19 protein-coding genes and 1 riboswitch are annotated in these 21,994 nt (G+C 55.1%); of the genes, 5 read left to right on the top strand and 14 right to left on the bottom strand.

From position 1 onward, the window contains the following. Positions 1-61: 61 nt before the first annotated feature. Entirely contained in the window at positions 62-1,312 is a 1,251-nt protein-coding gene (locus ABEH87_RS20990; protein WP_346579270.1) for a conjugal transfer protein TraF, read from the bottom strand. Between the two features lie 468 nt (positions 1,313-1,780). On the opposite strand from ABEH87_RS20990, the gene zur reads away from it, so the two are divergent. Continuing rightward, entirely contained in the window at positions 1,781-2,290 is a 510-nt protein-coding gene (gene zur, locus ABEH87_RS20985; protein WP_346579294.1) for a zinc uptake transcriptional repressor Zur, read from the top strand. 86 nt (positions 2,291-2,376) lie between these two features. Here the strand turns inward: zur and ABEH87_RS20980 are convergent, their stop codons facing one another. From ABEH87_RS20980 to ABEH87_RS20965, 4 genes are all read right to left on the bottom strand, one after another. Next, positions 2,377-2,586 (bottom strand): CsbD family protein, encoded by a 210-nt coding sequence (locus ABEH87_RS20980; RefSeq protein ID WP_048917572.1) that lies wholly within the window; start codon positions 2,584-2,586, stop codon positions 2,377-2,379. A 215-nt stretch (positions 2,587-2,801) separates the two neighbouring features. Further along, positions 2,802-4,124, bottom strand: a complete 1,323-nt coding sequence (gene dinF / locus ABEH87_RS20975) for an MATE family efflux transporter DinF (RefSeq protein ID WP_346579268.1) — start codon at positions 4,122-4,124, stop codon at positions 2,802-2,804. A gap of 83 nt (positions 4,125-4,207) precedes the next feature. Beyond that, the gene (lexA, locus tag ABEH87_RS20970) at positions 4,208-4,816 is read right to left on the bottom strand and encodes a transcriptional repressor LexA (RefSeq protein WP_346579267.1); all 609 of its coding nucleotides are present in this window, start codon (positions 4,814-4,816) and stop codon (positions 4,208-4,210) included. Between the two features lie 106 nt (positions 4,817-4,922). Next, on the bottom strand, positions 4,923-5,291 hold the full coding sequence (locus ABEH87_RS20965; protein WP_346579265.1) for a diacylglycerol kinase: 369 nt from the start codon (positions 5,289-5,291) through the stop codon (positions 4,923-4,925). A 127-nt stretch (positions 5,292-5,418) separates the two neighbouring features. On the opposite strand from ABEH87_RS20965, the gene plsB reads away from it, so the two are divergent. After that, complete coding sequence (gene plsB / locus ABEH87_RS20960) at positions 5,419-7,842, top strand: glycerol-3-phosphate 1-O-acyltransferase PlsB (RefSeq protein WP_346579292.1); 2,424 nt, start codon at positions 5,419-5,421, stop codon at positions 7,840-7,842. Between the two features lie 131 nt (positions 7,843-7,973). Here the strand turns inward: plsB and ubiA are convergent, their stop codons facing one another. The 8 genes from ubiA to pgi form a co-directional block, all read right to left on the bottom strand. After that, positions 7,974-8,843: a 4-hydroxybenzoate octaprenyltransferase gene (gene ubiA, locus ABEH87_RS20955; RefSeq protein WP_346579263.1), complete on the bottom strand. Its 870-nt coding sequence runs from the start codon at positions 8,841-8,843 to the stop codon at positions 7,974-7,976. 1 nt (position 8,844) lies between these two features. Next, positions 8,845-9,363 (bottom strand): chorismate lyase, encoded by a 519-nt coding sequence (ubiC, locus tag ABEH87_RS20950; protein WP_346579261.1) that lies wholly within the window; start codon positions 9,361-9,363, stop codon positions 8,845-8,847. Between the two features lie 104 nt (positions 9,364-9,467). After that, entirely contained in the window at positions 9,468-9,884 is a 417-nt protein-coding gene (psiE, locus tag ABEH87_RS20945) for a phosphate-starvation-inducible protein PsiE (protein ID WP_346579260.1), read from the bottom strand. A gap of 153 nt (positions 9,885-10,037) precedes the next feature. Further along, entirely contained in the window at positions 10,038-12,131 is a 2,094-nt protein-coding gene (locus tag ABEH87_RS20940; protein ID WP_346579258.1) for a YjbH domain-containing protein, read from the bottom strand. Continuing rightward, positions 12,131-12,886 carry a capsule biosynthesis GfcC D2 domain-containing protein gene (locus tag ABEH87_RS20935; protein ID WP_346579256.1) on the bottom strand — a complete coding sequence of 252 codons (756 nt, stop codon included), beginning with the start codon at positions 12,884-12,886 and terminating at the stop codon, positions 12,131-12,133. Before ABEH87_RS20935 ends, ABEH87_RS20940 begins: the two co-directional genes overlap by 1 nt. After that, positions 12,883-13,530, bottom strand: coding sequence for a YjbF family lipoprotein (locus ABEH87_RS20930; protein ID WP_346579254.1), 648 nt, complete (start codon positions 13,528-13,530; stop codon positions 12,883-12,885). The genes ABEH87_RS20935 and ABEH87_RS20930 overlap by 4 nt, the downstream gene beginning before the upstream one ends. Before the next feature lie 77 nt (positions 13,531-13,607). Then, a complete protein-coding gene (gene yjbE / locus ABEH87_RS20925; RefSeq protein WP_346579252.1) occupies positions 13,608-13,874 on the bottom strand; it encodes an exopolysaccharide production protein YjbE in 267 nt (88 codons plus the stop codon). Positions 13,875-14,521: 647 nt separating this feature from the next. Then, positions 14,522-16,165, bottom strand: a complete 1,644-nt coding sequence (pgi, locus tag ABEH87_RS20920) for a glucose-6-phosphate isomerase (protein WP_346579251.1) — start codon at positions 16,163-16,165, stop codon at positions 14,522-14,524. Positions 16,166-16,525: 360 nt separating this feature from the next. After that, a riboswitch (Lysine riboswitch) is annotated at positions 16,526-16,715 on the top strand. A 91-nt stretch (positions 16,716-16,806) separates the two neighbouring features. On the opposite strand from pgi, the gene lysC reads away from it, so the two are divergent. Next, positions 16,807-18,159 (top strand): lysine-sensitive aspartokinase 3, encoded by a 1,353-nt coding sequence (lysC, locus tag ABEH87_RS20915; RefSeq protein ID WP_346579249.1) that lies wholly within the window; start codon positions 16,807-16,809, stop codon positions 18,157-18,159. Positions 18,160-18,371: 212 nt separating this feature from the next. Beyond that, positions 18,372-19,289: a ketopantoate/pantoate/pantothenate transporter PanS gene (gene panS, locus ABEH87_RS20910; RefSeq protein WP_346579247.1), complete on the top strand. Its 918-nt coding sequence runs from the start codon at positions 18,372-18,374 to the stop codon at positions 19,287-19,289. A gap of 43 nt (positions 19,290-19,332) precedes the next feature. On the opposite strand, the gene ABEH87_RS20905 is transcribed toward panS, so the two are convergent. Next, the gene (locus ABEH87_RS20905; protein WP_346579245.1) at positions 19,333-20,958 is read right to left on the bottom strand and encodes a Na/Pi cotransporter family protein; all 1,626 of its coding nucleotides are present in this window, start codon (positions 20,956-20,958) and stop codon (positions 19,333-19,335) included. 470 nt (positions 20,959-21,428) lie between these two features. On the opposite strand from ABEH87_RS20905, the gene ABEH87_RS20900 reads away from it, so the two are divergent. Continuing rightward, positions 21,429-21,962: a fimbrial protein gene (locus ABEH87_RS20900; protein ID WP_346579244.1), complete on the top strand. Its 534-nt coding sequence runs from the start codon at positions 21,429-21,431 to the stop codon at positions 21,960-21,962. The last annotated feature ends 32 nt before the right edge of the window (positions 21,963-21,994 follow it).

Here is a 21,994-nt window from a genome sequence, read left to right as displayed (position 1 = left end):
TTTCCGGTCGTCCTTGTTTGCGGGCTGACCGGAACAGAGGGTCAGCCACGACAGAGAAAAATCAGAAGGTAAAGTTCAGCTGGGCAACGGCACCCCAGGTATTGTCTTTACCGACCATTCCGGCCAGATCCAGATGGACCTTGTTAAACGGCGACAGACCAAAGCCCCCGGTGAACACATCAGTATCGTTGGACTTCACGTCAGCACGATAACCGGCACGCAGCTGCAACCAGTCCAGCAGACGGTATTCCGCACCGACGGCAGCATACTGGCTGTCATCCTGCGTTTTAAAGCGTTTGGTTGGGGTCAGGTCTACGTCCAGCGCGGTCGTCAGACGCTCGGTGTGGAATGATACCCCGGAGGTCACCAGCGGACGGATCTGATAGGTATCCTGGTAACCGCTGACTTCTTTGGTATCGATATCCCGTGAGATCAGGTTCTGTGCGCTCAGGCCCAACGTCCAGTTTTCACCCAGGTCGGTAGAGGCACCGGCATCAAGGTTAAAACCGGTGTTGTTGTTTTTATAATTACCGTTGGTGAAATCTGACTTGTCATAGCTGTAGACCGAGGCGCTGTAGTTATACAGCGTGGTTTTTTGCAGCTTCGGCATCACGCCCAGTGAAACCGGCTGACCGCCGATATCAAACTCATGCGCCACCGCAATACCCATATCGTAGACCACCGCTGCGCGTCCCAGCCCGGCAGACGTCAGGCTGTTCAGGCCCTGGCTTGTCGGGATCCGGGTGCCATCCGCAATGCCCTGCAGGTAGTCGATATCGCTTTGTGTCACATCCGCTACGACCGAGGCCGTGCCGTAGGCTTTCGTGACAAATGCAAAAGGCAGCACCTCATTGGGTACCGTCACCGCGAAGGCGGCACCGGCTTTGGCCCAGGCTTTCTGGCCCTTGATCTCACGCAGTCGTTCGGCAAGATCGCCAGCCGCGCCCTGAGCGCGTTCAATGTCGGCAAAAGAGATAGGGAAAGTAATGTTATTAGCCAGGTCTTTATAATTATCGACGGCATCCGTCAGGTCATCAACCTTGTTGACCAGCTTGCCCTTATCACTCAGCTGTGCACCGACCGCAGGCAAAATAATAGTGACTGAATCTTCCGGTTTGGCTTTCGTCATCAGCGCCGGGTTAGCCAGCACTGCTGAACCATAGGTGGAAGACGCAACGCCGGTTCCCCCCATGGCATCATTACGGGCATCAAAATAGTTACCTGCTGCCAGACCACTGAGTGGCGCAAGCAGCAGAGCGGGCAAGACGACCGGACGGTAAAAACCGATAAGTGCATTAAATTTATGTGCCATTGACCCGAAACCCACCATAGATAATGAAAAAGAGAATGCGCAGAGACACGCATAACTGAATGCCTGAATAATGAACATAAAGGCAGTATTTCATTGCTGTGAACTGAGAGAAGATGAGTGGGCTTATCAGGTCATTGCCATTTTATTAATCTGTTATCACGCTAACAGTTGAACGTTTAACACCTGTTTTTTTCAGCGATAAACGCGCAGAGCCCTTTGCAAAAGGTAGACATGAACCTTAAGCACTGCAAATAAGATTAACCCGACTGAATAAAAAAAGGATGGACCTGATGGCGCGATGTGAAACATTAAAATTTTCTAACCTTCAGCGCTTAACACCAATACCAGAAGAAACTGGAGTTGACCCGCCACACCGCAGCAGCGGAGTCGGTCAGACGGCAAACTCGGCGTTTGCAGGCAGACGTGATAAAATAACATTCTGAAATAGCCTGAGGGGGAACAATGAAGATTACCAGTGCAGAAAAAATCCTGTCGCAGGCGGAAGTTATCTGTCAGCAACGCAGCGTGCGCCTGACGCCACAGCGCCTTGAGGTCCTGCGCCTGATGAGCGAGCAAAACGGGGCGATTAGCGCCTACGATCTGCTGGATTTACTGCGTGTTTCAGAACCTCAGGCAAAGCCCCCTACCATCTACCGGGCGCTCGACTTTCTGCTGGAGCAGGGGTTTATTCACCGCGTGGAGTCCACCAACAGCTATGTGGTTTGCCATCACTTTGAAGAGCCGTCGCACACTTCAGCCATGCTGATCTGTGACCGCTGCGGTTCAGTAACCGAGCAGCATGCCGATGGCGTGGAAGATATTTTACAATCGCTGGCCCTGAATTCAGGCTTTACCCTCGGCCACAGCGTGATAGAAGCACATGGATTTTGTCAGCAGTGCGGAGAAATTGAAGCCTGCACCCGTCAGGATGCGTGCCAGCACTATCACAGCGTGCAGAGTAAAAAACGCGGGCGTTGATAAGAAAGATAGCGAAGGGGGGAGGTACAAAAGGGGTTGGCACTGTCCTTGTGCCGGGTAGGAGCCTGGTTTAACTCTTCGCTGGCTTACCAGCGATGATCGTTACGTGTTTCCCAGTCTTTCAGCTCTTTTTCGGCCTGGTCTTTCTGGTAGCCGTAGCGCTCCTGGATTTTCCCGACCAGCTGATCGCGTTTACCTTCAACGACAGTCAGGTCGTCATCGGTCAGCTTGCCCCATTGCTCTTTCACTTTACCTTTAAACTGTTTCCAGTTACCGCCGGCTTCGTCTTTATTCATGATGTGATTCCTCTACCTTGGGTTAAAACAGCTTTAACAGCCCGGGATACGGCCTGTTTGCCAGATAATTATCTTGTCAATTGCCTGACACAGAGATAATTGTAGTAGAGAAATAGCGTTCCAGCCGTAAACACCCTGCCGCACTGCCTGAAAACCGTAAAAAGATGTTTTAATTCATAATGATACATAAAAATCGGGTTACGTAAGTAAATGTTTCACTGAGCAAACCAGGTTCCGTTACGCCAGTGCCGCCGCCAGATCGCCCACAGCGTCACTCCACGCAGCACCAGGAACAGCGTAATCGCCAGCCACAGCCCATGGTTACCCAGCCAGGGAACGCTGCACAGCGTGAGCCCAAAGCCGAGTGCTGCAATAGCCATGCTGTTACGCATTTCACTGGCGCGGGTGGCACCAATGAACATCCCATCCAGTAAGTAACAGCCGACGCCTGCCAGCGGCATCAGCACCTGCCAGCCTAAATACTGATCGGCAAGCTGGCGCAGCGGCGCAAGGGAAGTCAACAGCGCGACAATCTGTGCGCCCCACAGGGCATAGAGCAGTGAAAAACCCAGCGCCACCGCCAGCGCCTGTCGACAGGCGGCATGCCAGACGCTGAGAAGCTGCTGGCTGTTGCGCGCCCCGTAGGCTTCGCCAGAGCAGGCTTCGACCGCATAGGCAAAGCCGTCCAGCGCATAGGCGGTAAAGGTAAGAAACATCAGCAGCACGGCATTGACCGCCACAATATCGTTGCCCAGCCGCGCACCAAAAATGGTCAGTGATGCGAAACAGATTTGCAGCAACAGTGAACGCAGCATGATATCGCGGTTGAGGCGCAGCAGGCGCCCGAGGTCTCCGCGCCAGGCTCCGAGCATCAGCCGGAGTGACAGACCGCGCAGCACCATGACCCGCCACACCAGCAGCAGGCCGACAATCAGGCTGACATACTCAGCGATGGCAGTAGCCGCCGCAGCCCCCTGTACGCCCCACTTCAGGCCAATCACGAACCACAGATCGAGCAGGATGTTCACCAGGTTGCCGACCACCAGCAGGATCACCGGGGCCCGGGCGTACTGCACGCCGAGCAGCCAGCCCAGCAGTACCAGATTTGCCAGCGTCGCCGGCGCACTGAGCCAGCGTACCTGCATAAACAGCGCGGCCTGGTGCAGGACATCATCGCTTCCGCCCGTTACGCTCAGTGCCAGATGAGTGAGCGGCTGTTTAAACAGAATAAACAGCAGTCCTGCGCATAGCGCCAGCAGCAGCGGCTGCATCAGCCCACGGGCCAGTGCCTGCCGGTCATTGGCACCAAAAGCCTGCGCCGTCAGCCCGGTTGTGCTCATACGTAAAAACAGCAGCAGCATAAACAGGAAGCTGGTGATGGTAGTGCCAATGGCGACGCCGCCCAGATAAGTCGGGCTGTCGAGATGGCCGATAACAGCAGTATCCACCAGGCCGAGAAGCGGCACGGTGATATTAGACAGGATCATGGGCAGCGCCAGCCGCCAGAGGTTTTTATCCGCAGAGGTAAGCAGTTTCATCACAGTCCATCATGGTTAAAACCAACAACGGATATTAATACGCGCCGCAGGTGCGGCGCGCATAATTTAGCGGGGAGTAACGTTTACAGCCAGTTGCCGTTTCGTATCACGCCGACGGCAAGACCTTCGATGGTCAGCGTCTGCTGACGCAGGTCAACGATGATAGGTTTGAAATCCGGGTTTTCCGGCAGCAGTTGCACCGTGTTACCCTGCCTTTTCAGGCGTTTTACCGTCACTTCGTCGTCAATGCGCGCCACTACGACCTGGCCGTTGCGCACCTCTTCCGTTTTGTGTACCGCTAACAGGTCACCGTCCATAATGCCGATATCTTTCATCGACATGCCGCTAACGCGCAGCAGGAAATCGGCACCCGGTTTAAACAGGTCAGGGTCAACCTTATAGTGGCCTTCGATATGCTGCTCTGCCAGCAGGGGTTCACCCGCTGCGACCCGACCAATCAATGGAAGACCTTCTTCTTCTTCCATCATCAAACGGATACCGCGAGACGCGCCGGAGACGATCTCAATCACGCCTTTACGCGCTAAGGCCTTCAGGTGTTCTTCAGCCGCATTCGGGGAACGGAAACCAAGCTGCGTGGCGATCTCTGCGCGCGTCGGTGGCATACCAGTTTGATTAATATGGTCGCGAATCAGGTCGTAAACCTGCTGCTGCCTTGCCGTTAGTGCTTTCATCCCGCCCCCTGGTTGTTTATACAGTCGACTGTGAGTATATACAGGTATTTAGACATTGAAAACCTAAACTTGGGCGAAATGCCGTTTGTCGCGATTTTTGGAAAATTCATCGCAAATGTGGCACTAACAGCATGATCCAGACAAAAATTGCCAGCAAGATAGTTAACAGCACGGCGGCGGAGGCCATATCTTTTGCCCGTCCGGCCAGAGGGTGAATTTCACTGCCGATGCGGTCAACCACCGCTTCGACGGCGCTGTTTAATATTTCTACAATAATAATCATCACCACCGAGCCAATTAACAGCACCCGCGTAATGGCATCGACGTCCAGCCAGCAGGCCACGGCTATGGCAATAATTACAGCAACCGCTTCCTGGCGGAAAGCCGCTTCATGCTGCCACGCGGCGCGAAGGCCTTGCCACGAGTATCCGGCAGCTTTTACGATTCGAGTCAGTCCGGTGACATTATTTGCCATAATCAGGGAACCCTTTGAGAAGTTTAACGTCAATGAGTGGAACTACAGGTTTTTCAACACCACAGATTCTGTTGGCGCTTTCTGGTATGCTTGCGGCGCTTTGCTAACAAGAGGCTTCATGTTGTCTATGTCAGGTTGGCGTAAATTATATTATAACTTATTGAATCTACCAGTTAAATTTCTGGTAAAAAGTAAGGCAATCCCGTCTGAACCGGTTGCCGAACTCGGGCTTGATACGTCGCGCCCTATTATGTATGTGCTGCCTTATGATTCAAAGGCCGATCTCCTCGCGCTTCGTGAGCAGTGCCGCAAAGAAGACCTTCCCGATCCTCTGGAACCGCTGGAGATCGACGGTACGGTATTGCCACGTCATGTGTTTATCCATGATGGCCCGCGCGTGTTTCCCTATTTTGTCCCGAACGTGCAGTCGGTCAAACTGTTCCACGAATATCTGGACCTGCACCGTAATCATCCTGAACTGGATGTGCAGATGGTCCCGGTCTCGGTGATGTTTGGCCGTGCGCCCGGTCGCGAGGTTCAGGGTGACGAACAGCCGCACCTGCGGATGCTCAACGGCATCCAGAAGTTCTTTGCGGTGATCTGGCTGGGTCGTGACAGCTTTGTGCGCTTCTCTCCGATGGTCTCACTGCGCCATATGGCCACGGAGCACGGTACGGATAAGATTATTGCGCAGAAGCTGGCCCGCGTGGCGCGTATGCACTTTGCCCGTCAACGTCTGGCGGCTGTCGGCCCTCGTCTGCCGGTCCGTCAGGATCTGTTCAATAAACTGTTACAGTCCAAAGCGATCGCCAAAGCGGTCGATGATGAAGCGCGCAGCAAGAAAATCTCCATTGAAAAAGCCCAGCAGAATGCCGTTGAGCTGATGGAAGAGATCGCCGCCGACTTCTCCTACGAAGCGATTCGTCTTACCGACCGCATCATGGGCTGGACCTGGAGCAAATTGTACCAGGGGATCAACGTCAACGGCGGTGAACGCGTGCGCCAGCTGGCACAGGACGGTCATGAAATCGTCTATGTTCCCTGCCATCGCAGCCATATGGACTATCTGCTGCTCTCCTATGTGCTGTATCACCAGGGGCTGGTGCCGCCGCATATTGCTGCCGGTATCAATCTGAACTTCTGGCCGGCCGGCCCGATTTTCCGCCGCCTGGGGGCGTTCTTTATCCGCCGCACGTTTAAGGGCAATAAACTCTACTCCACGGTGTTCCGTGAATACCTCGGCGAGCTGTTCACCCGGGGCTATTCCGTTGAGTACTTCGTGGAAGGGGGCCGTTCCCGTACCGGTCGCCTGCTCGACCCGAAAACCGGCACCCTGTCGATGACGATTCAGGCCATGCTGCGCGGCGGCAACCGCCCGATTACTCTGGTGCCGATTTACATCGGATACGAGCACGTGATGGAAGTGGGAACTTACGCCAAAGAGCTGCGCGGCGCGACCAAAGAGAAAGAGGGCTTTATGTCGATGGTGCGGGGCCTGCGTAAGCTGCGCAACCTCGGCCAGGGCTATGTCAACTTTGGGGAACCTCTGCCGCTGGTCGCCTATCTGAATCAGCAGGTGCCAGAATGGCGCGAAGCCATCGACCCGATCGAAGCTCAGCGCCCGGCGTGGTTAACGCCGGCAGTCAACGACATCGCCCAGAAAGTGATGGTGCGCATCAACAACGCAGGGGCGGCCAATGCCATGAACCTGTGTGTCACCGCGCTGCTGGCCTCGCGCCAGCGTTCGATGACGCGTGAGCAGCTGACCGAACAGCTCGACTGTTACGTGCAGCTGCTGCGTAACGTGCCTTACTCCCCTGACTCGACCGTACCGGATATGACCCCGGAAGCGCTGCTGGAACATGCGCTCAGCATGAACAAGTTTGAGCTGGAGCAGGACAGCATCGGTGAGATCGTCGTACTGCCGCGCGAGCAGGCCGTGCTGATGACCTATTATCGCAACAACATTCACCATATGCTGGTGATGCCGTCGCTGATTGCCGCCATTCTGATGCAGCACCGTGAGCTGAGCCGCGCCGAACTGCTGCGCCAGGTTACCGTCATCTACCCGATGCTGAAAAGCGAACTGTTCCTGCGCTGGAGCACGGATGAACTCGGGCAGGTGCTGGACTTACTGGTCGCGGAAATGGCGCGTCAGGGCCTGCTGGTTGCTGAAGAGAGCTGCCTGCGTCTGAGCGCGGGTCGTTTCCGCTCCCTGCAGCTGCTGGCTGCTGGCGTTCGGGAAACGCTGCAACGTTACTCCATTACCTTCTCTATCCTCAGCGCTAAGCCGACGATTAACCGCGGTACGCTGGAAAAAGAGAGTCGCACCATGGCACAGCGCCTGTCGGTTCTTCATGGCATTAATGCGCCAGAGTTCTTCGACAAGGCGGTGTTTACCTCGCTGGTGTTAACGCTGCGTGATGAAGGCTATATCAGCGACTCTGGTGATGCACAGGTCGAGCGAACGCAGCAGGTTTATCAACTGCTGGCCGACCTGATAACCCAGGACGTGAGAATGACAATCGAGAGTGCTGTAGAGCACGACTGACAGGATTGCGGCGGGTATGTCTGAAGGGCCGACCATTTTTGGTCGGCCCTTTTTAGTAACCGCATCCACACCGGTTATTTTGCATCGTGTAGGGTTCAAGCCTGAGAACGAGCATGCCCGTCCCCTGCCCGCTATAACCAGATGCCCAGAATCACGCCCACAAACAGCGTGAATCCTACCCAGTTATTATTCAGGAATGCCTTAAAGCACAGCTCACGCTGCCGCCGGGCGATCAGCTTCTGCTGATGCACAAAGAAAATACCCGCCACCAGGACTGACCAGTAAAATACCCCGTTAAGCTGCAACCGCCAGCCCACCAGCGCCATCAGACACAGCGTCGCCAGCTGCAGCAGACCGACGATCAGCTTGTCAAAGCGGCCAAACAGGATGGCGGTTGATTTGACGCCAATCTTCAGGTCATCATCGCGGTCGACCATCGCATACAGCGTGTCATAGGCCACCGTCCAGCAGATGTTCGCGAGAAACAGCAGCCAGCAGGTTAAGGGCACGCTTTCACTGACGGCAGCCCAGCCCATCGGAATTGACCAGCCAAACGCCGCGCCCAGCACCACCTGCGGCAGATGAGTATGGCGCTTCATAAACGGATACATCCACGCCAGCGCAAGGCCCCCCAAAGACAGCCAGATGGTCATCTTGTTCATGGTCAGCACCAGCGCGAAGGAGACCAGCACCAGGCCGGCGAACAGCAGCTTCGCTTCGCGCGTGGTCACCGCACCGCTGGGCAACGGGCGCTCACGGGTACGCTTCACGTGGCCGTCGATTTTACGGTCGGCAAAATCGTTGACCACGCAGCCTGCCGCCCGCATAAAGAATACGCCCAGCACAAACACCAGCAGCACGTTCAGCGGCGGCATTTGCATCCCGGCCAGCCACAGCGCCCAGAGTGTTGGCCACAGCAGCAGCAGGGAACCAATCGGTTTATCAATACGCATCAGTCGGCTAAAAGCCGAGAGCTTACTCATTGGCAACGTTCTCTGCATGCTACTTTGCCTCCAGGCTGGCGTAGAGCGGGGAAGCCGGTAAAAACAGTTCGGTCAGTAACAGCGGTTTCCCCGACAGCCGCAGGCGCGAACGCCTTCCCCACAGTTCGGCGCTGTGGCCAACATCAATGAAGTCACGCGTCAGGGTTGAGGAGGCAAACAGGTAGCGGCCCAGCGGCACCGTGCCCAGCTGTTGCAGCTTCTGCTCCGGGCCGTTCAGGGTGGATTCCGGCACCAGTGTTCGCGCCACCAGCCAGGGCACCCCGTCACCGCAAAGTTCGATTTCCCGCAGCCAGTAGCGCGGTTCCATCGGTAACAGTGCGATATCCTCTGCCGCTTCCTGCGCGCTGATAAATCCTTCGCGCAGCAGGTTAACCGTCACCTGCTGGCAGTGACGTTCAAAGCGACGGGTCATGGAATCGACTTCCATCAGCCAGTCCAGCAGGGGGGCGGTTAACAGGGGGGATGAATCCGGCAGCCAGTTGATCGCGCGCAATTGCGACAGCGCGTTCTCAGCCATAACACTTCTCCGCAAAATCTTCGATGCGTCAGTGTAACGCAGACGCTGGCGGCAAACCTATCAAAGCAGGGCATTTAGCCACGAAATTGTGGCTGATTTTCCGGTTATTCGCGCTTCAGACGGTTGCTGTTGGCCAGCCACAGCGTAACGACCAGGATCAGAATAGCGATCGCATAGGCCAGGGTATCAAACGGGTTTTTATGGTCAACGATAATCAGGCGAATAATGGCCGTGATACCAATGTAAACAAAGTAGCGCAGCGGGAAGTGGTAGCCGGACTGGAAATACTTAATGATCAGCGCGATAAACTCAAAGTAGAGAAAGTAGATCACGATACCTTCAATCAGCAGATAGGAGGAGGTCTGCTCTCCGGTATTCAGCAGCACGTTACCAAGATGGATGGTTTCTTTGCCAAGAAAGATGATCAGGATACAGGCCAGAACAATCAGGCCGGTGTTTAAAACCATTTGCAGGGCAAAGGCCAGCCGCGTGGCAGGCGTGTTACGTTCCTGGGAAGTCATGGTGTGCCTCAAGCATATTGTTATCCGTCGGGAATGCCGACGGATAACAATATGCTTGAGTGTGATGCAGATCACAACATTTCGATGAGGATTAACATGCGACGCGAAGAACGGGCGACCAGGAAAATAGGTCGCCCGGTATTAAACCGTGAACTAACGATAATTGGCGTCGCGGTCGCTCGTCATATCGTACAGCTGGTACTTACGGCCCAGCATCTGCCCGCCATCACGCGTCAGCGGTGTCCAGTTAACCTGCGCACGGCCACGGGTTGGTGAAACGCTGAAGACATCCATCGGTACAGAGATGTAGAAGCCCTTAGTGAAATCACCTTCGCCGTAATCTTCTGCCGAAACGTTAGTTTTCGTAGCATAAGCCCCGACGGTAATCCCGCTGTCGAAGCGCTTCGACACATCGACCGTCACGCCCTTGTCTTCCGCCAGATACTGCCCGACGCTGGCTTTCACCAGCACGTTACGCATGAACCACGGCTGCCAGTAACCGGTCACATTGCCGACTTTGGCACTGTAATCGTTGAACTTCATCATGTTGTCCCAGTCACGCTGCTTGACGTAGTTAGCATCCACGCCAATCGCCCAGCTGGCATCCAGCGGACGGTACAGCACTTCGCCACCGGCACCGCCATACATGGTTTCCAGATACCCGCCATAGACCTGGCCGTAGAAACCATTGCCAAGTTCGCGCATGTAGTTGGCCTGCAGGTTATTCACGTAAACGTTGTTTTCAACGTAGTCGCGAATATGAGTACGCACACGTGGCAGCGTGGAGTCTGACGGGGCACCGTTGTAGTTAAACTTGTCGTAGTTGTTGGCAAGGTTGCCAAACAGGCTGCCGTCCAGCAGTAAATGGTCCGTCAGCCAGAAACTGGCGTTCGCCATCACGCCCACCTGGTACAGGTAGAAACTTTCTGGCCCCCCCACCGACTGGTTCAGCACCGGCGACAGGCTGTAGTTCAGGCGATCGCCATCGATGCGGAAGCCCTGCTCGGTATGCCCCGGATCCACCGGATTAACCCGCTGCTGCTGCAGCGTCTCTTCACGCCCCAGCGGATAACCTGCCAGCTGGCGTTGCAGGCTGCCCACGTTGGTTTCGGTGGTGACCTGCGGCATATGGCTGCGCGTTTGCGTCACCCGCAGCGTATCCACGCCCTGCGGCAGATGGTTGGCAAGGATGACGTTGGCGCGATCGACGCCGCGCTGCGTATCACGGTACTTATACTGCTCCCCGGTGACGATCATCGTGCTGCCGTCCACCTGGATATTCGGTGCGTTCAGCCCGGCGTTATACTTCAGGTCGGTCAGCTGATTGGCCGTCACCGTAGGTTCAAGGAAGCGATCCTGCGGCTGCGGATTATATTCCGGCTTCGGCGTATCGCGCTGGTTCTGGTGCAGGTCGTTAAAGTTAGTACGCAGCGTGAAGCCGGCCATAAAGGTGTTGCCACGCTCATAGCTGACGTTCACATCTGCCCAGTCGGTAATACGGTAGATCGCCCCGACGTTGACCTTGCTCTTCTGCTCCAGACGCCCGGCGAAGTCATCCTGGTAGTCGTTGCCTTCATATTCCATTTTCAGGCGCAGCGGCTGCCACGGGGTCTGATACTCAATCCCGCCGAACAGCGCCGTTGGCCCTTTGAACATCTCGCCGCCGCTCACCGAGCCGGCCGTTCCGCTGCCTTCACTCCGGTAGCAGTAACTTTCACTGGCCGAGCAGAACGGGTTCTTGATGGTGCCGCTGTTACCGATGTAGCCCCAGCCGAGGCCGAGGGTAAAATCAAACGGCCCCCAGGCTTTGGTTGCCACCAGATATTCACTGTCGAACAGCCCGGTGCCGCCGAGATCACGTGAACCGACGGAGACTTCCGGCAGCCAGAAGCCCTCTTCCCACAGGCGCAGCTTGAGATCGAACGCCTTATCTTTGTAAGTCTGATTACCGGAGAAGCTGGACACCGCACTGTATTCGCGGGTTTTCACATCGGTATAGCGGATAGTGGCTTCCAGCCACGGGAACAGCTGCACCGAGGAGGAGTAAAAGTGATACTGATCGTTATAGCGGTAGTTCAGGCTGAACTCGCCCTCTTTGGCCATACGCGCAGTCGGGACCTGCATCAGGCCAACGCCGCCAAAGTCTGACTGCGACGGGCCAATCGGGTCCGGGTAGGTAGCAGCCTGAGCCTGGCAGGCACAGGCGACGGAAAGTGACAGCAGGCTGAGAAGATAACGTTTTTTCATCAGTCAGGGATCCGGTGCGTCAGAACAGAAACGATCTGCTGGTTGAGATCGGCATAGGCGCTCGGCAGCGTCCAGGAAGAGAAGCCTACAAAGATGATGCTGCCCGGCTGCGGCTCAAAATGACGGCGGTTCCAGTACGCTACCGGCACCTCTGTCACATCGCCCGCAGGAGAGATCACCTGTGCCGTATTGCGCTCACCGCCGCTCAGGCGCGGATGCGCATCCAGATACTCAACGGCGGAACGCCCTGCCGCCCACGGGGTTTTACCGGCCTGCTCCACCACGCCCGCGAGCGTGACTGAGGTTGGTCGTTGCAGGGTATATACGCTGTATTCCCCTTCCAGCGTGCGATTAGCCTGCGGCTTTAAGCGCACCCAGTCCGGGTCCAGATTGACGATCTGCCGTCCCGTCACCTTCAGCGCAGCAATTTGCTGGCGCACGTTCTCAACCACGGCCGCCTGTTCAGCGTCATCGTCGTTTTTCAGCCGATCGCGCCAGGTCTGCAGGCGTGCCAGCAGCTGTTGCTGCTGCTGTAGCGCCACCGCCGTAGCCAGCTTTTCACCGATCACCGTGCCGGGCCACCAGGTTTTCTGCGCCAGCTCCGGGCGCGCCACCAGCTGTGCAAGGTTGGCCACGTGGTCGACCGCTACAGGCTGTGCCTGTCCGGGATAGAAGATGCTCACCCGGCCATCGGCCTGGGCGTGCAGCGACAGCGATGCCACCATCCCTGCGAGAATAAGGGTTATTTTTTTCATGATTTCGCAGGCTTCAGAATGGTGGATTCAACAGGGAGGTAGTCAGCTCCCAGCGTTTGCAGTGACTGACGCACCTGCCCGCTGGAGATATCGACCCAAAACGTATTGCGCCAGGAGCGACCGTTTTCCGTCGTGGACACGTCTTCCTGCCAGACGCGGCAGGCAACTGACTGACCAGCCAGTTGCAGCACCTCGTCTTTCTGACGGGTAAAGTGGGAAATCGCGGTATCGGCCTGAGGCTTGCCGTCCTGCGTCCAGCTCAGGGTACGGGTCCAGCTTGCCCCTTCAGTGAGGTGCAGCGCATCGCGTAGCGGATCGTTTTCGAGGTTACTGACTTCGTTCAGGTTATCTGCCAGGCCAAGGGTTTTCACCAGACGCCCCTGCTGGGTCACCAGCATGGCTTTATCGCGGGTGATCCATTTCTGCTGTCCGTTTTCGTTGAAGCCCAGCACCACAAAGATTTGCTGACCTCCATTCACCCGCAGATACATGCTGGCGTAGGGCATCGCGTCAATTTGTTCGTTAGTCATCTGGATGTCGTCAGCGCCAAGAAAAGCCAGCTTGACGGTTTCACCCAGTCCTTTTTGCGTTTGTGTACAGGCCTGAAGCAGCAGGCAGAGCAGCAGAAGTGGTAGGTTTCGCAACTGTGAGAGTCCCTGAGCAAAGTAGAACAAGGCGGAAAATAACCACACAAATGTGTGGTTATGATTAATTTTTGTACTTAGCGGGTCGTACTTGTGGTGGTCGTGGTCGTGGTTCCGGTGTTGGAACCATTACCACCGCTGCTCGCTGCCAGCGCAATGCCGGCCAGCGCGCCAACGGCACCGATACCAACAGCGGTCGTTGCACCCGCCGACATCGCACCAGCATCAGCACCGGCAGCAGCACCGGCTTCAACCGGTGGCGCACCGGCAGCTTCAGCGGCGAACGCGCCCGTTGCACTTGCTAAGTACACTATGGCTGCAGTAGCCCATATGACTTTTTTCATCACACTTTCCCTTCATTAAATGAATGGATACCAGGACCTGGATGGTGTCTGGCGACTCCAGTATGGGGAATTAATTTCCAGAAAGCAGCGCACCGGACGGAACGGCAGAACAGGAGAAAGAGGAATGATAAAAGACTGCCAACATGACAAATGTAAAGATATATGTCTGCAAAATAAGATTAAACAGGGCTTAATGCCAATATTTACTTTATTTATCGTATGGAAGGTGTAAAAACGGGTGCAGTGTTGATATCAGTGACGTAGCGCGAGTAAATAATAATATAAAGGAATTAAAATAATAAAAATCATGAGGATAAGCATTTTCTCTTTAATGATTTACCACGATTTTCCAGCCTTTTATTTAAGAATAATCTGTCTCAAAATGGCGTGTTTTTAGGTATTTTTAGGAATAAGCCCATCCCCCTTACGCAGATTTTACTCATCTTTGGGATGAAAAATTGTCGTGTAATCAGTATGACATCTTGCGCCCAGCCCCTGCCCCTCGCCGTACTCCGAAAAACCGCGCTGTCAACCAGGTCCAGTTTTTTCCAGAAAATAAAAAACCCCCCAGAAAATGGGGGTTCGGCAGTCGTGGTGTAGACCACTGGCGCGGGTCGGCTGGAAAAAGCCCGGTGCGCCAGTCGCGATTAACGCCAGGATTTATAGCGGTTAATCAGACCATTGGTCGAACTGTCGTGACTGTTAACCGGTTCCGCATTTGTCAGCTCTGGCAGAATGCGGTTAGCCAGCTGTTTACCTAACTCCACGCCCCACTGATCGAAGGTGAAGATATTGAGGATCACGCCCTGGGTAAAGATTTTGTGCTCGTAAAGCGCAATCAGCGCGCCGAGGCTGTACGGGGTGATATCACGCAGCAGGATAGAGTTGGTCGGGCGGTTACCTTCGAACACTTTGTACGGCACCACATGTTCAACGGATTTAGCATCCAGACCGGCATCAGCAAACTCTTTTTCCACTACGTCACGCGCTTTACCAAACGCCAGCGCTTCGGTCTGGGCAAAGAAGTTCGACAGCAGTTTACTGTGGTGATCGCCCAATTTGTTATGCGATACCGCCGGAGCGATAAAGTCGCACGGCACTAGCTTGGTACCCTGATGGATCAGCTGGTAAAACGCATGCTGGCCGTTGGTGCCAGGCTCGCCCCAGATAATCGGGCCGGTCTGGTAAGAAACCGGGTTACCGGCACGGTCAACGTATTTACCGTTCGACTCCATATTGCCCTGCTGGAAGTAAGCGGCAAAACGGTGCATGTACTGGTCATAAGGCAGGATAGCTTCGGTTTCAGCACCGAAGAAGTTGTTGTACCAGATACCGATCAGTGCCAGCAGGATCGGCAGATTTTTCTCTTCCGGCGTGTCGGCAAAGTGGCGGTCCATCGCGTGCGCACCTTCGAGCAGTTTCTCGAAATTGGCGAAACCGATAGAAAGAATGATCGACAGCCCAATGGCAGACCACAGGGAGTAACGCCCCCCGACCCAGTCCCAGAATTCGAACATGTTGGCGGTATCAATGCCGAACTCAGCAACGGCTTTACCGTTCGTCGACAGCGCAGCAAAGTGCTTCGCCACATCGTCCTGGCCGCCAGAGGTCAGGAACCAGTCACGCGCGCTGTGGGCGTTGGTCATGGTTTCCTGGGTGGTGAAGGTTTTTGATGCCACGAGGAAAAGCGTGGTTTCCGGGCTCAGCGTCTTCAGCGTTTCTGCAATATGGGTGCCGTCAACGTTGGAGACGAAATGCATGTTCAGGTGGTTTTTGAACGGGCGCAGCGCTTCAGTGACCATAAATGGCCCCAGGTCAGACCCGCCGATGCCGATGTTCACCACGTCGGTAATCGGTTTGCCGGTGAAACCTTTCCACTCGCCGCCGATGATGCGCTCAGAAAAGCCTTTCATCTTCTCCAGCACTGCGTTCACTTCCGGCATCACATCTTTGCCATCAACGACGATTGGCGTGTTGCTGCGGTTACGCAGGGCGACGTGCAGCACGGCACGATCTTCCGTGCGGTTGATCTTCTCACCGGAGAACATCGATTTAATGGCACCCTGAAGATCGGTCTCTTTCGCCAGAGCCTGCAGCTTGTCGAGGGTTTCACTGGTGATGCGGTTCTTCGAGAAATCTACCAGCATCTGGTCGTCGAACGTGGCAGAAAAGGCAGCAAACCGGTTGGCATCTTTAGCGAAAAGGTCAGCAATTTTGACATCTTTCATTTGTTCAAAATGCTGAAGTAACGCCTGCCAGGCAGCAGTTTGTGTCGGATTGATATTTTTCATAGCAACACACTCTTTTTATTTAAGAACAGTAATTCAGACCGGATGACATGTTACCTGTTACGGGTGTTCGGCTCCCCTTTTCCTGCAACAGGTTACAGCTATCATCCCGCCACGATTTGGTTTCCGTTACTGCGGAGGGTCTCACGCGATGACTATTCATACCCTTTTCCGGGGGAAAATTATAGCCCGGAGCGCGCTATTAAGAATTGATGCTTATGGTCTAAAAGGTGTTTTTTGTAGCAAAAACGATTAGCAGCAGTGATACCTGCCGGGGTCTGACGAAAAGGAATCATCATCGGCCGACAAGCGTTGACAGCCGTAGCATAACCCGATATTTGTATGCGCAACTTATGCATTGCATAAGCCAGAAGAGGCGCGTCGCCCAGGCAGTGTATTGGAGGAACCGTATCCGGTGATAATACATGATGGGGAGCGACGCCGAGGTATCAACCACACGGTGTGGGGCGTATCGACCGCAGGGGCTGAATCCTCTGGGTTGTCACCAGCAACGTCCGGTAGTCGGGCGGCGAGGTGGGGCGCTTCTGGGTGATTCGTAGCCTTCCTTCTACGTCCTCTCCCGTTGCGTTCTTTCCTTGTGCCAAGCTGATGGAATAAATCCTGACACGAAGGTAGTCATCGTAATGTCTCAAAATCTGATCGTAGCGAAATTTGGCGGCACCAGCGTAGCCGACTTCCAGGCGATGAACCGCAGCGCCGACGTCGTGCTGTCCAACCCGGACGTTCGTCTGGTGGTTCTTTCCGCCTCGGCGGGCGTGACTAATCTGTTGGTTTCTCTGGCCGAGGGCCAGCAGCAGGAACAACGCGCTTACCTGCTGGATGAGATCCGCCGTATTCAGTACGCCATTATTGATTCGCTTAATCAGCCAGCGGTGATCCGTGAAGAGATCGACCGCATGCTTGAAAATATCACCATGCTGTCCGAAGCGGCCTCGCTGGCGACCTCAACGGCACTGACTGACGAACTGGTCAGCCACGGTGAGCTGATGTCGACCCTGCTGTTTGTTGAGATCCTGCGCCAACGCGATGTGCCAGCGGAGTGGTTCGACGTCCGTAAAGTGATGCGCACCAACGACCGCTTTGGCCGTGCCGAGCCGGAAGTGAGCACGCTGTCCGAGCTGGCCGGCGCGCAGCTGCAACCGCGTATTGCGGAAGCACTGATTGTCACTCAGGGTTTTATTGGCAGTGAAGAGAAAGGGCGTACCACGACGCTGGGCCGCGGTGGCAGCGACTATACCGCGGCACTGCTGGGCGAAGCGCTGCATGCAAAACGTATTGATATCTGGACCGATGTACCGGGTATCTACACCACCGACCCGCGCGTGGTGCCGGCGGCGAAGCGCATCGATGTGATTACCTTCGAAGAAGCCGCCGAAATGGCGACTTTCGGTGCTAAAGTGCTGCACCCTGCGACGCTGCTGCCAGCAGTACGCCGTGATATTCCGGTGTTTGTTGGCTCCAGCAAAGACCCTTCGGCAGGCGGCACAATTGTCAGTAACAAAACCGAGAACCCACCGCTGTTCCGCGCGCTGGCCCTGCGCCGGAAACAGACGCTGCTGACGCTGCACAGCCTGAGCATGCTGCATACGCACGGTTTCCTTGCCGAGCTGTTCAGCATTCTGGCGCGCCATCAGATTTCGGTCGACCTGATCACCACCTCAGAAGTGAGCGTGGCGCTGACGCTGGACACCACCGGTTCAACCTCGACGGGTGCCAGCCTGCTGACCCAGGCGCTGCTGACCGAGCTTTCCTCGCTTTGCCGGGTGGAAGTGGAAGAGAACCTGGCGCTGATTGCGATTATCGGCAACAAACTCTCGCAGGCCTGCGGCGTGGGCAAAGAGGTGTTTGGCGTGCTGGACCCGTTCAATCTGCGCATGATCTGTTACGGTGCCAGCAGCTATAACCTGTGCTTCCTGGTGCCGGGCAACGATGCGGAAAAAGTGGTACAGACGCTGCACCGCAACCTGTTCGAGTAAACGGATAACCGGGCTCAGTCCGGTTTTTACGACGCTTACGGCAGCAGGACGCTGTGCTACCTCAACCCCACGCACGTGGGGTTTTCTGCTTTATATCAGCCCGAACTCGCTGACTTTTCACCCCGTTTTTAATGCTATGATCCTCTGTTCATTATCTTGTGCTATGGCAATTTTCTCCGCTTAATCAACAACTCTAATAAGGATTCACGGCTATGCTCGCCACTGTCACCCGGCTGTTCCCGCTCTGGGCAGTCCTGCTCTCTGTTGCTGCGTATTACACTCCCACCAGCTTCACCGGGATGGGGCCGTATGTGCCTTACCTGCTGATGCTGATTATGTTCGGCATGGGCGTAACGCTGAACATCGGCGATTTCAAACGCGTACTGACCCGCCCGGCTCCGGTCGTGGCCGGGACGTTCCTGCACTATCTGGTGATGCCGCTGGCGGCATGGGGCCTGGCTAAGCTGTTCCATATGCCGCCCGACCTGGCCGCCGGAATGATTCTGGTCGGCAGCGTGGCCAGCGGCACCGCATCGAATGTGATGATCTATCTGGCGAAGGGGGATGTGGCGCTGTCGGTGACCATTTCTTCCGTCTCGGCGCTGGTTGGCGTGTTTGCCACCCCGCTGCTGACCAGGTTCTATGTTGATACTCATATTCAGGTCGATGTGGTCAGCATGTTGCTGAGTATTGTCAAAATCGTCGTGGTGCCAATCGGTCTCGGCCTGATTATTCACCACACCATGAACAGCGTGGTGAGACGCGTCGAGCCTTATCTGCCGGCGTTTTCAATGGTGTGTATTCTGCTAATCATCAGCGCTGTCGTGGCGGGTAGCCAGGGCTTTATCGGCTCCGTGGGCCTGATGGTGATTGTTGCGGTGATCCTGCATAACGCGATTGGGCTGCTGGGGGGCTACTGGGGGGGCAAGCTGTTTGGCTTCGACGAATCCACCTGCCGCACGCTGGCGCTGGAAGTCGGCATGCAGAACTCCGGCCTGGCGGCAGCACTCGGCAAACTGTACTTCTCGCCGCTGGCGGCCCTGCCGGGCGCACTGTTCTCGGTATGGCACAACCTGTCAGGTTCGCTGCTGGCGGGTTACTGGTCCGGTAAGCCCATTAAGAAAAAATAAGCTGTCGGGGGCGGACCTGCCCGCCCCCTGCGCTCACAATGGCTTAATCTTCATCTTTATCATCATCCGCCTGTTCCAGCACGCTATAGGCCACCGCGCAGAACAGCGAGTTAAGGCGCTTCATGTCGCCCAGCAGCCCCAGATGCAGCGAGCTGGTTTCAATGCTCTGAACGTTTTGCTGATGCAGCCGGTCAACGTGCGCATGAGAATAACGGCGGTTGGTAATGCGGAAGCGGTGTTTAGCCCGGCGCAGACGTTTGGCACTGGTGATATCGCGTGATAAAAACACCGACAGGCTGAGACGCAGATTACTGGTGAGCAGCTCCAGCTGCGCATCCAGCTCCTTCATCCCCTCCAGTGAAAACGCCCGTCGCGCCGCCAGCGATTTGTCGGCGACATCTCCGCTCATGCGTTCAAGAATATCGCCCGCCATTTCCAGGTTGAGCGCCATCTCGATAGTTTCCGCCCAGCGCCGTGAATCCTCTTCCGGCAGGTCCTCCTTCGGCATCTGCGCCAGGTAGAGCTTGATAGCGGTGTACAGCACGTCAACATCATCGTCCAGCTTGCGAATTTCACGGTCTTCACGCAGTTCACCGTGTATCACTTTACTGAAGGTCGCCAGCATCTGTTCGAGGACGTCGCCCATCCGCAGCGTTTCACGGGCGGCATTGGCCAGCGCCAGCGCTGGGGTATCCAGCGATCCGGGGTCGAGGTGGCGCGGCTTGAGGCGCAGGTCAGTTTCCGCTTCCTCTCCAATCAGGCGTTTGCACAGTCTGGCCATTGGGTCGGCAAACGGCACCATGACCACACAGCGGATCAGGTTGTAAAATACATGGAAGAAGATCACTAACTCTTCATCATTGACCGGCAGTTTTTCCAGCAGCGCGGCCAGCGGGTCGATAAACGGCAGCACCAGCAGCGAACCGATAAACTTGAATAACAGACTGCCAAGCGCCACGCGCTTTCCAGCCGCATTTGAGGCGCTGTTATTCAGCATCGCCAGCAGCCCGCTCCCCAGATTGGCCCCGATCACCAGACACAGCGCCACCTTAAAGGAGATGACGCCTGTCGCCGTCAGCGTCGCGGTCAGCAGGACGGCGGCAAGGCTGGAATAGCTGATAATCGCGAACAGCGCACCAATCAACGAGTCGAGCATCACGTCGCCGGTTAATGAGGAGAACAGCACCTTCACTCCGGCCGCCTGGGTGATCGGTGTGGCGGCGGCCACGATTAGCTGCAGTGCCAGCAGAATCAGCCCCAGACCAATGCTGGCACGCCCCAGTTGTCCGGCACGCGTCTGCTTACGCCCAAGGAAAAACACCACGCCAAAGAAGATAAACAGCGGTGAAAGCCAGGAGAGGTCGAACGTCAGAATACGCGCCATCAGCGCGGTACCCACATCAGCCCCCAGGATGATCACCAGCGCAGGCGTTAACCCCACCAGTTCCTGAGCCACAAATGAGGTCACCAGCATGGTGGTGGCATTACTGCTCTGTACCAGCGCGGTAACGCCAATTCCGGCGAGAAACGCCATTGGTTTTTTTGCCACACTGCGGCTCAGCACCCGTCGGAGATCGGCACCATAGACACGCATAATGCCGGTACGCACGATGTGCGTTCCCCACACCAGCAGCGCCACAGCAGAAAGAAGATTAAGCAGGGTTAACAACGTTATTTTTCTCCTGGAAGTCAACGTGATACCGACACCCCGGCGCCACACACTGTTAATCGTAGTTGATTTCAGGTGAGGCCTTTCACTCAGTGCAATAGCGCACTGATGACAGGGGAATCTGCCTTATAAAAAAGGGAGGGCAGTTATAAAATCAGGATAAAACCACCTAACCCTCTGTATTTTATTACATTATAGCAACATTATTTATATAATATACAAGTAATTCTGAAAAAGGCATCAGTTGCAGTGAAAAATATCGCACTTTTCAAGTAAATTATAAATTGCGATAAGAAAATAGAAAATAAAACTTACTTCGATATAAAATCAGAAATTGAAATGCTTAATAAATTTAACCATTCCCATTACATTCCAGTTAATTTAGAATCCTGCCCACGAAAGCGTCTTAAGAAACATTTAAATACCTTAAGCAACAAAAACTCACTTAAAATAATATGGGAAGGATCACCATGAAACTCACATTAATTTCAGTACTCGTTGCCTCTGGCCTGTTTTCTATGCAGGCAATGGCGATTGATGGCACCATCGATTTCATTGGTAGTATCAATGACAATACCTGTTCAGTCGCCGTCAATGATGGCAATGCGAATACCACCATTGACCTGGGCTCAGTGCAGGCGAGTAGCCTGGCAAAAGCCAACGACAGCGCCGGTGGTGCCACCTTCACGCTGCAAATTCAGGACTCCGATACAAATGGCGGAAAATGCGATCTGACCGGTAAAACCGGTACCGTACGTTTCCTGCCGATGAGCGGAACGGCAGGCGATAAAAATCAATACCTTGCCGTGAAAGCCGGTGGTGCTGACCAGGTTGCCATCCGCATTATTGACCAGAACAATGCCGTTGTTCCAATGGGTACTGACTCTGAGATTGACTACGACCTGACGAAACCCCTGACCTTTACCGCTGACTATATCTCACTCGGCGTTGCTACACCGGGTAGAGCGGATGCTAAAGCGGGCTTCGTTATTAATTATAAATAACAGCCAAACAGTAATGCCTGAAAACGCTGCTC

It is taken from the genome of Erwinia sp. Eh17-17, from assembly GCF_039675725.1.
Classification (GTDB): Bacteria; Pseudomonadota; Gammaproteobacteria; order Enterobacterales; family Enterobacteriaceae; genus Erwinia.
This window is presented reverse-complemented; position numbering and strand designations above follow the sequence as displayed.

Excerpts from the sequence above, each read along its gene's own strand:
- pgi (WP_346579251.1), bottom strand. The coding sequence starts at position 16,165 with ATGAAAAATATCAATCCGACACAAACTGCTGCCTGGCAGGCGTTACTT.
- panS (WP_346579247.1), top strand. The coding sequence starts at position 18,372 with ATGCTCGCCACTGTCACCCGGCTGTTCCCGCTCTGGGCAGTCCTGCTC.
- ubiA (WP_346579263.1), bottom strand. The coding sequence starts at position 8,843 with ATGCAGAGAACGTTGCCAATGAGTAAGCTCTCGGCTTTTAGCCGACTG.
- plsB (WP_346579292.1), top strand. The coding sequence starts at position 5,419 with ATGTCAGGTTGGCGTAAATTATATTATAACTTATTGAATCTACCAGTT.
- ABEH87_RS20980 (WP_048917572.1), bottom strand. The coding sequence starts at position 2,586 with ATGAATAAAGACGAAGCCGGCGGTAACTGGAAACAGTTTAAAGGTAAA.
- dinF (WP_346579268.1), bottom strand. The coding sequence starts at position 4,124 with ATGAAACTGCTTACCTCTGCGGATAAAAACCTCTGGCGGCTGGCGCTG.
- ABEH87_RS20990 (WP_346579270.1), bottom strand. The coding sequence starts at position 1,312 with ATGGCACATAAATTTAATGCACTTATCGGTTTTTACCGTCCGGTCGTC.
- ABEH87_RS20900 (WP_346579244.1), top strand. The coding sequence starts at position 21,429 with ATGAAACTCACATTAATTTCAGTACTCGTTGCCTCTGGCCTGTTTTCT.
- yjbE (WP_346579252.1), bottom strand. The coding sequence starts at position 13,874 with ATGAAAAAAGTCATATGGGCTACTGCAGCCATAGTGTACTTAGCAAGT.
- lysC (WP_346579249.1), top strand. The coding sequence starts at position 16,807 with ATGTCTCAAAATCTGATCGTAGCGAAATTTGGCGGCACCAGCGTAGCC.
- ubiC (WP_346579261.1), bottom strand. The coding sequence starts at position 9,363 with ATGGCTGAGAACGCGCTGTCGCAATTGCGCGCGATCAACTGGCTGCCG.
- ABEH87_RS20940 (WP_346579258.1), bottom strand. The coding sequence starts at position 12,131 with ATGAAAAAACGTTATCTTCTCAGCCTGCTGTCACTTTCCGTCGCCTGT.
- lexA (WP_346579267.1), bottom strand. The coding sequence starts at position 4,816 with ATGAAAGCACTAACGGCAAGGCAGCAGCAGGTTTACGACCTGATTCGC.
- psiE (WP_346579260.1), bottom strand. The coding sequence starts at position 9,884 with ATGACTTCCCAGGAACGTAACACGCCTGCCACGCGGCTGGCCTTTGCC.
- ABEH87_RS20965 (WP_346579265.1), bottom strand. The coding sequence starts at position 5,291 with ATGGCAAATAATGTCACCGGACTGACTCGAATCGTAAAAGCTGCCGGA.
- ABEH87_RS20935 (WP_346579256.1), bottom strand. The coding sequence starts at position 12,886 with ATGAAAAAAATAACCCTTATTCTCGCAGGGATGGTGGCATCGCTGTCG.